Below are 11,962 nucleotides of genomic sequence, written 5' to 3' on the forward strand. Positions count from 1 at the left end.
GAACCGACCCGAAACTACTGACGCGGGCGATCCGGCCGGCTGGGCTTCTAGGTCGGCTGGCCGTACACCGCGACCACCACGGTGCGGTCCAGGCGGTTCTCCGACCAGACGCCGATCTGGGTGTTGGCGCAGTTGCTCATGATCGCCATGTAGTCGGGCCGGTAATACCACTGGTTCAGGATCTCGATGCCGCTGATCGCCAGCGCCGGATTGATCGCGACGGTCTCCGAGACCGTGCCTACGAAGCCGGCCTTGTTGGCACGATCCTGCGCTGTGGAGCCGTCGGAGCCGATGTCGCCGTCGAGCGCGCGGTTGTTGAGCACGTCGTTGGTGTGCCACTGCGCGGCCAGCCGCAGCTGCGGGTTGATCTCGATCTCGGTGGCGCAGCCGTGCTGCTTCTGGATCGTGAACACATTGACGACGACGCTCTCGTTGAGGCGCCTGTTGTCGGCGTGCGCGGCCGGTGTCCCCACGATCGCGCCCGCCACCAGCACCGCGACAGGTAGCGCGCGCACGATCGAGACAGCGGTCACAGCCGGGAGACTACGCGACCTCGTCGACGACCGAGTGTGGAGCGGGCATATTCGTCTCGGCCGCCGGTGCCGCGGCGCGGGTGTCCCACCAGTTCTCCGGCTGATGGATCGCCCAGCCGTTGATGGCTTCGAGGGCGGCGGCCAACGACACCAGCAGCGGTTCGCTGTTGGCCGGACCCATCAGTTGCACGCCGATCGGCAACCCGTCGGAGGTGAACCCCGCCGGCACGTTGATCGACGGCCAGCCGAGCAGATTCCACGGCCACGTGGCGGGGCAGGCGCGGATCATGGCCCGGTCGGTGGCCAGCCCGCTCAACCCGTCGAACGCGTCGACCCGTGGCGGGGGCAGCGCGGTGGTCGGCGCGAGCACCACGTCGGCGAGGTTGAAGATCCAGCCGATCCGCTGCCGGGTGGCCGCCTCGTGGGCGCGGGCCTTGCGCAGCACGTGCTCGGAGAGCAGCCGTCCCATCCGGGCGTTGGCCACTGTGCGCTCGTCCCAGACGACGCGGTGGCCCAGCCGGTCCACCCAGTGCGGGATCCCGGCCGTCGAGCGGGCCAGGAAATTCCACGACATCCGCAGGTCGTAGTCGGGGTCTGCGGTGACGATCGTGTGGCCGAGCTGTTCGAGTTGTCGCGCGACCGCCTCGAGCGCCGCGCGGATCTCCGGGTGCAGCGTCGCCCGGAACACGGTGAACGGAAACTTCGTCGACAGCGCGACCCGCAGCGGGCCCGGCGCGCGTGAGATGTGGTCGGACACCTGCACCGGCGGTGGCGTGTGCAGATCACCCGGGGCGTTGCCCGAGGCCGCGTCCAGCACCAGGGCGGCGTCGGACACCGTGCGGGCGAGCACCCCGTTGACCGTGATCCCGTTGAACGCCTCGGCCAGTGGCGACGTGGAGATCCGTCCGCGCTGCGGTTTGATGCCGACCAGATGCGTCCACGCGGCGGGGATGCGCACGCTGCCCGCCCCGTCGGACCCGATCGCCGCGGCCACCAGACCCGCCGCGACGGCCGCGGCGCTGCCGCCCGACGATCCGCCCGGGGTGTGCTCACGCGACCACGGATTGCGGGTGTGCCCGAACGCCGGCCCGCTGGTGAACGGCCACTGGCCCAGCTCACAGGTGTTGGTCTTGCCGACGATCACCGCGCCGGCGGCGCGCAGGCGCCGCACCACCTCGGCGTCGGCGGCGGCCTCGGCCACCTCACCGTCGGCGCCGAACCGGGTCGGCACGCCGGCGACGTCGACGTCGTCCTTGACCGCGATCGGGATGCCGAGCAGGGGGAGAGTCGAATTGGTCTGTCCGGCAGCGCGTTTGCGATCAGCGGCGGCTGCCTCTGCGAGGGCGGAGTCGCGGAGCACCACGCGGAACGCGTTGAGGGTCGGCTGGCTCGCCTCGATCGCGTCGAGGGACCGGCGGACCAGGTCGACGGACGTCGTGCTGCCGCTGGCAAGGGCGAAGAGCTGGTTTCCCAGGGTGGGGAAGCGGGTGCGGGGAGAGGGAGTTGCGGCCATCACCGACCAGAGTATCGGCGCTGCGAACTCGGTTTCACCGACCAACAGTGGAAGACTGTCCGGATGCGTCTGTACCGGGACCGGGCGGTGGTGCTGCGTCAGCACAAGCTCGGTGAAGCCGACCGGATCGTGAGTCTGCTCACTCGCGATCACGGGCTGGTGCGCGCGGTGGCCAAGGGGGTACGGCGCACCCGCAGTAAGTTCGGGGCGCGGCTGGAACCGTTCGCGCACATCGATGTTCAGCTCTACCCGGGCCGCAATCTCGACATCGTCACCCAGGTGGCTGCGATCGACGCGTTCGCCTCGGACATCGTCAGCGACTACGGCCGCTACACCTGCGCCTGCGCGATGCTCGAGACCGCCGAGCGGATCGCCGGGGAGGAACACGCACCCGTGCCCGCCCTGCACCGGCTCACCGTGGCCGCGCTGCGCGCGGTGGCCGACGGTGCCCGCCCCCGCGAGCTCGTGCTCGACGCCTACCTGCTGCGCGCGATGGGGGTCGCGGGATGGGCGCCGGCGCTGACGGAGTGTGCCCGGTGCGCCGCCCCGGGACCGCACCGCGCTTTTCATGTCGCCGCGGGCGGCAGCGTGTGCGTGCACTGCCGGCCGTCGGGCTCGGTGACTCCGCCCCAGGGGGTGATCGATCTGATGGCGGCACTGTACGAGGGCGACTGGGAGCACGCCCAGACGTCCACCGCGCCGCACCGCAGCCAGGCCAGCGGACTGGTGGCCGCGCACCTGCAGTGGCATTTGGAACGGCAGTTGCGAACTCTGCCCCTCGTGGAGCGGGTGGACCGGAAGAGCGGGCAGACCATCAGGCAGGATGTGGCGCATGGCAACGGAACGGACCGGGAGGCGGAAGGGCAAGAACAGCTACCCTCAGCTGCCCCCGGCGCCTGACGACTATCCGACGTTCCCGGACAAGTCCACCTGGCCGGTGATCTTCCCGGAGTTGCCGCCAAGGACCAACGGCAAGTTCGCCCGCCCGCCGCAACACACCTCCAAGGCCTCGGCGCCGCAGATCCCGGCCGACCAGGTCCCCCAGCACGTCGCGGTGGTGATGGACGGCAACGGACGGTGGGCCACCCAGCGCGGGCTCGGCCGCACCGAGGGGCACAAGATGGGCGAAGCGGTGCTCATCGACATCACCTGCGGAGCGATCGAGCTCGGCATCAAACACCTCACGGTCTATGCGTTCTCCACCGAGAACTGGAAGCGCAGCACCGACGAGGTCCGCTTCCTGATGGGCTTCAACCGCGAAGTGGTGCGCCGGCGCCGGGAGAACCTCAACGACATGGGCGTGCGGATGCGCTGGGTCGGATCGCGGCCCCGGATGTGGCGCAGCGTCATCAAGGAATTCGACATCGCCGAGGAGATGACCGTCGACAACGACGTCATCACGATCAACTACTGCGTCAACTACGGCGGCCGCACCGAGATCGTCGAGGCGGCACGCCAACTGGCCCAGGAGGCGGTCGACGGCAAGGTCAATCCCGCCCGGATCAGCGAGGCGACCTTCGCCAAGCACCTGCACCGCGCCGACATCCCCGACGTCGACCTGTTCATCCGCACGTCGGGGGAGCAGCGGGCGAGCAACTTCCTGCTGTGGCAGGCCGCCTACGCCGAATACGTCTTCCAGGACAAGCTGTGGCCCGACTACGACCGCCGTGACCTGTGGGCGGCGTGCGAGGAGTACGTCCACCGCAACCGTCGCTTCGGCAGGGCGTGATGGAGCTCGCCGAGCGCCTGCCCACGGTGCTGGCCGAGATCCTGCCGGTGCAGCGCGAGGACGACGGAGCGCTGACCGTCCAGCACGAGCAGACCTTCGCCTCGCTGCGGGTCGTGACGATCGCCGAGGGTCTCGAGCTGGTGTCGCTGACGCAGGTGCTGGCCTGGGATCTGCCGCTGAACGCGGCGATGCGGGCCGAGGTCGCCAAGCACGCCCAGGACACGCTGCTGGGCACGGTGTCGATGGTCGAGAAGATCGGCGCCAAAGGCTCGGGCGGGCCGAGGAAGACCGGGGACGTGCTGCTGCGCTACAACTTCCCGGCCGCGGGTCTGACCGACGACGCGCTGCGCACGCTGGTGCTCATGGTGCTGGCGACCGGGGCCGATGTGCGCCGCGCGCTGGTGGCCTAGTGTCACAGAGGTGCGCACAGGTCTGATCGTCGTCGGGGTCGTGGTCGCGCTGTTCGGCCTGCTGTTCACGTTGCAGGGCGTCGGGGCGGTGGGCGGCAGCCCGATGAGCAACACCACCACGTGGTCGGTGCTCGGCCCGATCATCGCGCTTGTCGGTGTCGTCCTCGCCGTCGCCGGCTGGCGCCGCAGGCGCTAGCCGCGCGCCGTGCCGCAGCGCCCGCAGATCCCGAAGATCTCGATGGTGTGACTGACGTCGGAGAAGCCGTGGTTGCGGGCGATCTCGGCAGCCCACGTTTCGACCTCACCGCCGGAGATCTCGACCGTCGACCCACACTGCCTGCACACCAGGTGATGGTGATGCTGCTCCGAGCAGAGCCGGTACACCGACTCGCCGGTGTCGGTGCGCAGCGTGTCGACGGCGCCGGCGGCGGCCATCTGCTGCAGCGTGCGGTAGACCGTGGTCAGGCCGACGCCTTCGCCCCGCTTGCGCAGTTCGTCGTGCAGTTCCTGCGCGGAGCGGAAGTCGTCGATGTTCTCCAGCAGCGCGGTCAGGGCGGCGCGTTGCCGGGTCGCGCGGATCGCCCCGGTCACGGTCCGGGCTCCTCGTCCTCGGCCGAGTGCGTCACGGCGGCGACGACGATCTCGGCCAGATGATCATCGACCAAGCGGTACAACACTTCCCGGCCCGATCGCTCACCGGCCACCACGCCGGCCGCCTTCAGGATCCGCAGATGCTGGCTCACCAGCGGCTGCGGCACGTCGAGCGCGTCGACCAGCTCGTGCACGCAGCGGGCCTCCTGGTGTAGCTGCAGCACGATCGCGATGCGCACCGGTGCGGCCAGCGCGCGTAGCAGATCGCCCGCGGTGTCGAGAACCGCACGCGACGGCAACGCCGGCGCTGGGGCGCCGGCATTAGCGTGCCGCTGCTCCTCGATACTGGAAACGATTTTCATTAGTGCTCACGATACATGCGTGCCTGTGCATGTCAATCGGCATGTGAGGCGCGGGGCGGCGCATCGGCCTCGCTACGCTGTGGAGCCGTGGCCCGAACTTCCTCGATCATCGACACCGTTGCAAACCTGGCCAAGCGGCGCGGGCTGGTGTTCCAGTCCGGTGAGATCTACGGCGGCACCAGGTCGGCCTGGGACTACGGGCCACTCGGCGTCGAGCTCAAGGAGAACATCAAGCGGCAGTGGTGGCGGTCGGTGGTCACCAGCCGCGACGACGTCGTCGGCCTGGACAGCGCCATCATCCTGCCGCGCGAGGTCTGGGTGGCCTCCGGACACGTCGAGGTGTTCAACGACCCGCTGGTGGAGTGCCTGAACTGCCACAAGCGCCACAGGCAGGACCACATGCAGGAGGCCTACGCCGCCAAGAAGAGTCTCGACGATCCGGATTCGGTGCCGATGAGCGAGATCGTCTGCCCGGACTGCGGCACCAAGGGCCAGTGGACCGAGCCGCGCGACTTCAACATGATGCTCAAGACCTACCTCGGACCGATCGAGACCGAGGAGGGACTGCACTACCTGCGGCCCGAGACCGCGCAGGGCATCTTCGTCAACTTCGCCAACGTGGTCACCACGGCGCGCAAGAAGCCGCCCTTCGGTATCGGCCAGATCGGCAAGAGCTTCCGCAACGAGATCACCCCCGGCAACTTCATCTTCCGCACTCGCGAGTTCGAGCAGATGGAGATGGAGTTCTTCGTCGAGCCCGATTCGGCCCCCGAGTGGCACCAGTACTGGATCGACACGCGGCTGCAGTGGTACGTCGACCTCGGCATCGACCGGGACAATCTGCGGCTCTACGAGCATCCCAAGGAGAAGTTGTCGCACTACTCCGACCGCACCGTCGACATCGAGTACAAGTTCGGTTTCGCGGGCAACCCGTGGGGCGAGCTCGAAGGTGTGGCCAACCGGACGAACTTCGACCTGTCCACGCACTCCCAGCATTCCGGCGTCGACCTGTCGTTCTACGACCAGGCCACCGACACCCGCTATGTGCCCTATGTCATCGAGCCCGCAGCGGGTCTGACCCGCTCGCTGATGGCGTTCCTCGTCGACGCCTACCACGAGGACGAGGCGCCCAACGCCAAGGGCGGCGTGGACAAGCGCACCGTGCTGCGGCTCGACCCGCGGCTGGCGCCGGTCAAGGTCGCGGTGCTGCCGCTGTCCCGGCACGCGGACCTGTCGCCGAAGGCCCGCGACCTGGCCGCGGAGCTGCGCCGCTCCTGGAACGTCGAGTTCGATGACGCCGGCGCGATCGGACGGCGCTACCGGCGCCAGGACGAGATCGGTACGCCGTACTGCGTGACCGTCGACTTCGATTCCCTCGACGACCACGCGGTGACGATCCGCGAGCGCGACGCGATGACCCAGGAGCGTGTCGGGATCGACGCGGCGAGCGACTACCTCGCGACGCGGCTGAAGGGCTGCTGAGCTAGAAGCGGCCGCCGCCGCCGCTCATCCCGCCGCCCCCGCCACCGCCGAAGCCACCGCCGAAGCCGCCACCGAACCCCCCGCCGCCGAAGCCGCCCCGCATAGCCCCCGACAGCACGTTGCCGAGGATGATGCCGCCGATGACGGCGCCCATCTGGCCACCGCCCCCGCCGCCGTACGGTCCGCTGTAGTGCCGCTGGGCGGCGACGACGTCGTCGTTGGCCAGCGACTGCGCCTGCGCGGCCAGCATCGCGGCGCCGTTGGCGTGGGCGATCGCCTCGTTCAGGTTGGACGCCCGCTTGTCCTGCGCGGCCTGCAACTGGCGCACCGCCTCGGACAGTCGCGTGCGGGCCTCCGGGCCGATGACACCGCGGCGGGTGCCGATGTAGTCCGACACTGCGCGCACCCGCGACTGCGCGGTGAACAGCGCCTGGTCGTAGGTGCGCGTCAGTCGCGCGGTGGTCTCCCGCTCCTCCGCGACGTCGGCGAGGAGGCGGTCCAGTTCGGCGTCGGCCTGGGTCAGCCGGGTGAACGCGCCGAGCGGATCGGCGTTGCCCGCGCTCTGGGCGTGGGCGACCGCCTGCACGGCGGCGTCGCGGGCCGCGCTGAGCTGGGTCGCCACCGCGATGCTGCCCTGTGCCAGTTGGGTGCCTGCGGCCGTGATGCCGTCCTGCGCGTCGGCGATCGCCGCCGGTAGCCCCGCCACCGCCCGGTTGATGTCGGTGGACGCGCTGTCCACCGCGTCGAGCATCGTGCGGGCCTGGCCCAGCGCGGCCTCGGCGGCGTGGATTGCGTCGACGAGCCCGACCTGGCGGTCGGCCGGGCGCGCCACCAGGCCGCGGGCGGTGTCGATGTTCTGCTCGGCGAACGTCAGCCGCTGCCGGGCCTCGTCGATGTTCTCGGCGACCGACACCAGTGCCGTCTCGGCGAACTGAGACTTCAGCCGCGCCAGCGTCTGCCCGGCAGGGTCCAGCCGCGCGGTCAGGTCCACCACCTGCTGGGTCAGCGTGTCCAATCGGCTGGGGGCGTTGATGACCAGATCTCGCAACCGGGCGAACGCCTCGCGCTGGGCCTCGAGTTCCTGGTCGGCCTTCGCGGCGGCGACCACCACCCGGGTCAGCAGGTCGCGCCGCTGCAGCGGCGTCTCCGGCACCGCGTCGTCGAGGATGTGTCGGACGTTGAGGGCCTGCGCGAGGGTGGTCCTGGCGCCCCCGACCGCCCGGGTGAACGCCGCGGTGTCCTGCTCACCGAATTCCTCCACGGCGAGCGCCAATTCGCTCTCGCTGGTGCGCACGGCATTGTCGACCTCGACCACGATCCTGCGCGACAGGTCGTCGAGCGCCTCGAGGGACACCCCGGCCAGCGCGGCCGGATCCGACGGGTCCACCCGCTGGGCGGCGGCGATCTCGGCTTCGCGGCGGCGACGCCGACGGCGGCGCTGCCACAGCACCAGCACCACGATCGCCACCGCGATGACACCCAGCGCGATGACCATCCCGAGCCAGCTGCCCGAACCGCCCTTGTCGGCCAGGCCGTTCGCGGCGGCGACAGCGGCGCCCGCCCAATTGCCGTCGCGCAACAGCGGTTCGACCTCGTCGCGGCGCAGCTTGTCGATGTCGACGCCGCCCAGCGCCTGCGTCGGGGCGAGGAAGGCATAGGCGCGGTCGACGGTCGCCACCGCGAGGATCGCGTCCTGACTGCCCAGATCGCTGCGCTGGCGGGTGGCCTGCGCCCACGACTGGGCGTCCTGGCCGGAGAAGTCGTCGACGTACACGACCCACAGCCGGATGCGCCGATCGTTGTACAGCCGGTCGATGGCCCCCTGCACCTCACCGGTGCCTGCGGCGTCGAGCGCTCCCGCGCGGTCGGTGAGGTACGTCGGCAGCCGCAGCGGCGGCTCGGCCGCCGCGGCGGGCGCCAACAGGGCCGCCACGATCGACAGGACGCCGAGCAGGCCGAGTGATCGGGCAATGCGCATGTACGTCAATGTAGTGGGCCGCACCCGGGGGGCGAGCGTGCGTCGGGAACCCGCAGCCGTGCTGGCAGACTGTGGTTCGGTGAACCCACGACAGCAGGACAGCTACGACGCGTCCGACCACCAGCGGCTGGTGGCCGAGCCGGCGAAGAGCGCCGCCCTGCCCGGGACCGACACCGAGCACCGCTCCGATTTCGCCCGCGACCGCGCCCGCGTGCTGCACTGCGCGGCCCTGCGCAGGCTCGCCGACAAGACCCAGGTGGTGGGCCCGCGCGAGGGCGAGACGCCCCGGACCCGGCTGACGCATTCGCTGGAGGTGGCCCAGATCGGCCGGGGGATGGCCATCGGGCTCGGCTGCGATCCCGACCTCGTCGACCTGGCCGGCCTGGCCCACGACATCGGCCATCCGCCCTACGGCCACAACGGTGAACGCGCTCTGGACGAGATCGCCAAGACGTTCGGCGGTTTCGAGGGCAATGCGCAGAACTTCCGGATCCTGACCCGGTTGGAGCCCAAAGTCCTTGACGCACAGGGGCATAGCGCAGGTCTGAACCTTACCAGGGCGGCCCTGGACGCCGTGACCAAGTATCCGTGGCCGCGGGTCGGGGAGCGCCGCAAGTTCGGCTTCTACGGCGGATTCCCCGGCGACGACATGGCCGCGGCGGCCTGGGTGCGCGCCGGCGCGCCCGCCGAGCGCCCCTGCCTGGAGGCCCAGGTGATGGACTGGGCCGACGACGTCGCGTACTCGGTGCACGACGTCGAGGACGGCGTCATCTCCGGACGCATCGATCTGCGCGTGCTCGCCGACGCGGACGCCGCCGCGTCGCTGGGGCACGTCGGCGCGGGGTCGTTCCCGACGCTGACGCCGGAGGATCTGATGGCCGCCGCAGAACGGCTCTCGCAGGTCCCCGTGGTGGCCGCCGTCGGGAAGTTCGACGGCACACTCGCGGCGTCGGTGGCACTCAAGACGCTCACCAGCGAGCTGGTCGGCCGGTTCGCCAACGCGGCGGTCACCGCGACCAGGGCCGCGGCGGGTCCGGGACCGTTGCGCCGCTTCGACGCCGACCTCGAGGTGCCGACGCTGGTGCGCGCCGAGGTCGCGGTGCTCAAGACGCTTGCGCTGCAATTCATCATGTCCGACCACCGGCACCTGCAGATCCAGGCCGATCAGCGCATCCGCGTCCAGGAGGTCGCGCTGGCGCTGTGGGGCCAGGCGCCGGGCAGCCTGGATCCGCAGTTCGCCGCCGAATTCGTCGCCGCCGACGACGACGGTGCCCGGCTGCGCGTGGTGGTCGACCAGATCGCCTCCTACACCGAGGGCCGGTTGGAACGAGTGCACGAGGCACGGACGCCGCGGCCTCTAGACTGACCGCGTGGTGGGCGACGGGGCGCGGGGACGGGGCAGGATCCCCGATCGCGACATCGCCGCCATCCGGGAACGCGTCAGTATCGACGACGTCGTCGGCGACTACGTCCAGTTGCGCCGCGCCGGCGCGGATTCCCTCAAGGGGCTGTGCCCCTTCCACGACGAGAAATCTCCGTCGTTCCACGTCCGCCCCAATCACGGCCACTTCCACTGCTTCGGCTGCGGCGAGGGCGGGGACGTCTATGCGTTCCTGCAGAAGATCGAACACGTCAGCTTCGTCGAGGCGGTCGAGTTGCTCGCCGACCGTGTCGGCTACACCGTCACCTACACCGGCTCCTCGACCACGAACGTGCAGCGTGACCGGGGCAGCCGCAGCAGGCTGCTGGCCGCCAACGCCGCAGCACAGGAGTTCTACGCCGAGGCCCTGCAGAGCGCGGAGGCCGCGCCGGCCCGCCAGTACCTGATCGATCGCAACTTCGACGCCGACGCGGCGGCGAAGTTCGGGTGCGGGTTCGCCCCGTCGGGCTGGGACTCGCTGACAAAGCACTTGCTACGCAAGGGTTTCGAGTTCAAGGAGCTGGAGGCCGCCGGTCTGTCGCGGGAGGGTCGCCGCGGGCCGATGGACCGCTTCCACCGGCGGCTGCTGTGGCCGATCCGGGCCAGCGGCGGCGAGGTGATCGGCTTCGGGGCGCGGCGGATCTTCGACGACGACCAGATGGAAGCCAAGTACGTCAACACCCCCGAGACGGTGCTGTACAGGAAGTCGGCGGTGCTGTTCGGGCTCGACCTGGCCAAACGCGACATCGCCAAGGCGCACCGCGCCGTCGTCGTCGAGGGCTACACCGACGTGATGGCCATGCACCTGGCGGGGGAGACCACCGCGGTCGCGTCTTGCGGCACGGCCTTCGGCGACGGGCACCTCGGGCTGCTGCGGCGGCTGATGATGGACGACAACTGGTATCGCGGCGAGTTGATCTTCGTGTTCGACGGCGACGCCGCGGGTCAGGCGGCGGCGCTCAAGGCGTTCGACGGTGACCAGCAGGTGTCCGGGAAGTCGTTCGTCGCGGTGGCCGCCGACGGCATGGACCCGTGCGATCTGCGGCTGAAGTCGGGCGACGGGGCGCTGCGCGACCTGGTGGCGCGACGCATCCCGATGTTCGAGTTCGCGATCCGCAGCCTGATCCCGGCCGGCGATGTCCTCGACAACGACCCGCAGGCGCAGGTGGACGCGCTGCGCCGGTGCGTGCCGCTGGTCGCCCGGATCCGGGACTACGCGCTGCGTGACGAGTACGCCCGCCGGCTGGCGGGCTGGACCGGGTGGCGCGACGAGGCCCAGGTGCTGACCCGGGTGCGCGAGGAGGCAGGCAAGCACGGCATGCCCGACCGGACGCGCCGCCGCGCAGCGGCCGAGCCGGCGCCGGCTTCGCGGTCACGTCCGGCCGCGCCCACCGTAGACCGGCCGAACCCGGCGGACCCGACCCTGTGGCCGCAGCGGGAGGCGCTCAAGTCCGCGCTGCAGTATCCGGCGCTGGCCGGTCCGGTGTTCGACTCGCTGGCCGCGGAGAGTTTCACCCACCCCGGCTACGCCGCCGTCCGGTCGGCTATCGAAGCTGCGGGCGGCACGTCGGGCGGCCTGACGGGGGCGCAATGGATCGAGGCAGTCCGCGACCAGGTGGCGAGTCCGCCGGCGGCCGGCCTGGTCAACGAGTTGAGCGCGGAGGCGATCAACGCCGACGAGGACAAATTGCCGCGCTACATCGGCGGCGTGCTGGCCCGGCTGCAGGAAGTGTGGATCGGCAGGCAGATCGCGGAGGTGAAGTCCAAACTGCAACGGATGTCACCGGTCGAGCAGGGCGACGAGTACCACGCGCTGTTCGGCGATCTGGTCGCGATGGAGGCCTACCGGCGCAGTCTGCTCGAACAGGCAAGTGGAGACGACCTGACTGCGTGAACCGGCCTGCCGGGTTATGGTGTGTCTGCTGTCATCCAGTCGGGGAGAAG

At 70.4% G+C, this 11,962-nt stretch carries 12 protein-coding genes; 7 read left to right on the plus strand and 5 right to left on the minus strand.

What is annotated here, in order from left to right; all coding sequences use genetic code 11:
- Window positions 1-47 precede the first annotated feature (47 nt).
- Complete coding sequence (locus G6N45_RS14660; RefSeq protein WP_163722964.1) at window positions 48-533, minus strand: CAP domain-containing protein; 486 nt, start codon at window positions 531-533, stop codon at window positions 48-50.
- Window positions 534-543: 10 nt separating this feature from the next.
- A complete protein-coding gene (locus tag G6N45_RS14665; protein ID WP_163722965.1) occupies window positions 544-2,046 on the minus strand; it encodes an amidase in 1,503 nt (500 codons plus the stop codon).
- 63 nt (window positions 2,047-2,109) lie between these two features.
- On the opposite strand from G6N45_RS14665, the gene recO reads away from it, so the two are divergent.
- The 4 genes from recO to G6N45_RS14685 are packed head-to-tail and all read left to right on the plus strand — an operon-like array spanning window position 2,110 to window position 4,381.
- Window positions 2,110-2,946: a DNA repair protein RecO gene (recO, locus tag G6N45_RS14670; RefSeq protein WP_057148941.1), complete on the plus strand. Its 837-nt coding sequence runs from the start codon at window positions 2,110-2,112 to the stop codon at window positions 2,944-2,946.
- Window positions 2,879-3,775, plus strand: a complete 897-nt coding sequence (locus tag G6N45_RS14675) for a decaprenyl diphosphate synthase (RefSeq protein WP_163722966.1) — start codon at window positions 2,879-2,881, stop codon at window positions 3,773-3,775. Before recO ends, G6N45_RS14675 begins: the two co-directional genes overlap by 68 nt.
- Window positions 3,775-4,185 (plus strand): hypothetical protein, encoded by a 411-nt coding sequence (locus G6N45_RS14680; protein WP_163722967.1) that lies wholly within the window; start codon window positions 3,775-3,777, stop codon window positions 4,183-4,185. Before G6N45_RS14675 ends, G6N45_RS14680 begins: the two co-directional genes overlap by 1 nt.
- Window positions 4,160-4,381: a hypothetical protein gene (locus G6N45_RS14685; RefSeq protein WP_179965181.1), complete on the plus strand. Its 222-nt coding sequence runs from the start codon at window positions 4,160-4,162 to the stop codon at window positions 4,379-4,381. Before G6N45_RS14680 ends, G6N45_RS14685 begins: the two co-directional genes overlap by 26 nt.
- Here G6N45_RS14685 and G6N45_RS14690 read toward each other — a convergent pair.
- Window positions 4,378-4,776, minus strand: a complete 399-nt coding sequence (locus G6N45_RS14690) for a Fur family transcriptional regulator (RefSeq protein ID WP_057148945.1) — start codon at window positions 4,774-4,776, stop codon at window positions 4,378-4,380. The genes G6N45_RS14685 and G6N45_RS14690 overlap by 4 nt on opposite strands.
- Complete coding sequence (locus G6N45_RS14695; protein ID WP_163722969.1) at window positions 4,773-5,138, minus strand: ArsR/SmtB family transcription factor; 366 nt, start codon at window positions 5,136-5,138, stop codon at window positions 4,773-4,775. Before G6N45_RS14695 ends, G6N45_RS14690 begins: the two co-directional genes overlap by 4 nt.
- Window positions 5,139-5,225: 87 nt before the next feature.
- Between G6N45_RS14695 and G6N45_RS14700 the strand changes: the two genes are divergently transcribed.
- Window positions 5,226-6,620 (plus strand): glycine--tRNA ligase, encoded by a 1,395-nt coding sequence (locus G6N45_RS14700; protein WP_163722970.1) that lies wholly within the window; start codon window positions 5,226-5,228, stop codon window positions 6,618-6,620.
- Window position 6,621: 1 nt separating this feature from the next.
- Here G6N45_RS14700 and G6N45_RS14705 read toward each other — a convergent pair whose 3' ends face one another.
- Entirely contained in the window at window positions 6,622-8,598 is a 1,977-nt protein-coding gene (locus G6N45_RS14705) for a TPM domain-containing protein (protein WP_163722971.1), read from the minus strand.
- 79 nt (window positions 8,599-8,677) lie between these two features.
- Here G6N45_RS14705 and G6N45_RS14710 point away from each other — a divergent pair, with 79 nt between their 5' ends.
- Both G6N45_RS14710 and dnaG read left to right on the plus strand, forming a co-directional pair.
- Window positions 8,678-9,964, plus strand: coding sequence for a deoxyguanosinetriphosphate triphosphohydrolase (locus tag G6N45_RS14710; RefSeq protein ID WP_163722972.1), 1,287 nt, complete (start codon window positions 8,678-8,680; stop codon window positions 9,962-9,964).
- A gap of 7 nt (window positions 9,965-9,971) precedes the next feature.
- The gene (gene dnaG, locus G6N45_RS14715; RefSeq protein ID WP_179965371.1) at window positions 9,972-11,912 is read left to right on the plus strand and encodes a DNA primase; all 1,941 of its coding nucleotides are present in this window, start codon (window positions 9,972-9,974) and stop codon (window positions 11,910-11,912) included.
- The last annotated feature ends 50 nt before the right edge of the window (window positions 11,913-11,962 follow it).

The organism is Mycolicibacterium psychrotolerans (assembly GCF_010729305.1).
GTDB lineage: Bacteria > Actinomycetota > Actinomycetes > Mycobacteriales > Mycobacteriaceae > Mycobacterium > Mycobacterium psychrotolerans.

Excerpts from the sequence above, each read along its gene's own strand:
- G6N45_RS14695 (WP_163722969.1), bottom strand. The coding sequence starts at position 5,138 with ATGAAAATCGTTTCCAGTATCGAGGAGCAGCGGCACGCTAATGCCGGC.
- G6N45_RS14680 (WP_163722967.1), top strand. The coding sequence starts at position 3,775 with ATGGAGCTCGCCGAGCGCCTGCCCACGGTGCTGGCCGAGATCCTGCCG.
- G6N45_RS14675 (WP_163722966.1), top strand. The coding sequence starts at position 2,879 with ATGGCAACGGAACGGACCGGGAGGCGGAAGGGCAAGAACAGCTACCCT.
- G6N45_RS14685 (WP_179965181.1), top strand. The coding sequence starts at position 4,160 with ATGTGCGCCGCGCGCTGGTGGCCTAGTGTCACAGAGGTGCGCACAGGT.
- G6N45_RS14665 (WP_163722965.1), bottom strand. The coding sequence starts at position 2,046 with ATGGCCGCAACTCCCTCTCCCCGCACCCGCTTCCCCACCCTGGGAAAC.
- recO (WP_057148941.1), top strand. The coding sequence starts at position 2,110 with ATGCGTCTGTACCGGGACCGGGCGGTGGTGCTGCGTCAGCACAAGCTC.
- G6N45_RS14705 (WP_163722971.1), bottom strand. The coding sequence starts at position 8,598 with ATGCGCATTGCCCGATCACTCGGCCTGCTCGGCGTCCTGTCGATCGTG.